Origin of the sequence: Bacteroides sp. 1_1_30 (genome assembly GCF_020982715.1) — a bacterium.
Lineage (GTDB): Bacteria > Bacteroidota > Bacteroidia > Bacteroidales > Bacteroidaceae > Bacteroides > Bacteroides xylanisolvens.
On sequence record NZ_JAJKHN010000240.1, the window covers coordinates 1 to 803 of the forward strand.

General features: G+C 31.1%; 1 protein-coding gene. It reads right to left on the reverse strand.

Annotation, left to right across the window (positions count from 1 at the left end):
• Positions 1-715, reverse strand: a 715-nt coding sequence (locus LPH68_RS26480) for a glycosyltransferase family 10 domain-containing protein (RefSeq protein ID WP_230297293.1), incomplete at its 3' end; no start/stop codon positions are given.
• Between the last annotated feature and the right edge of the window lie 88 nt (positions 716-803).

Here is an 803-nt window from a genome sequence, read left to right on the forward strand (position 1 = left end):
TAGCCATGGTCTCGTGGGCTCGGAGATGTGTATAAGAGACAGTAGGATAACATCCTGCTAAGAAACAGTCTGCTAATTTCTCCGTCCAATAATTAGGATATGAACAATTTTCTATTACGATAGAATATTTATAACGTGAGAGAATACTCCATTTATCGGATATTGATTTATAGCCATTCCCATATACATCTACTAAATTTGGATACTCTTTCAAAATTCGTTCCACAAAACGCACCCTATCCCGGTGTCCTCTTGTAAATGTCTTATTGGAAGTTATTAAACAAATCTTATTTAAACGAGAATGTAGATTTTCATTTTTCTGAAAATCAACATAAGTTAAGTATTTATTGCTATTACACTGGTGTGTATTTTCACGCAAATGACATCCAACCATCCAAGGTAATAATGGAATAGATAATTTCACCGAATCATTACCTACTTTCTTTTGATGACAACCATATACCCACCCAAACTGTTTTAGAAATTTATCATTATAAATTTTTACATAAGGGGGCTCTCCTAAAAAAATAATTCTTTGGGTCTTAGAAAGAGGGGTTTGGATTTTTTCCTTTAAACTATCAATTACAACAATATAGTCATAATCATCTACTTCCGAAAAAACAAATTCACAATTTCCCCACACTGTTTTAGCAGGATTCGGAAATTGTCTTTGTACTGGAATATAAAAAGGACTAGGAATATAAACTTTTATCATTTTGTATATAACTTCAACAAACGTAAAATATATTTTGGGAAAAAGTTAAAAAGAGAGTATTTATAAAATAAAAAAAGTGCTTTTCTCC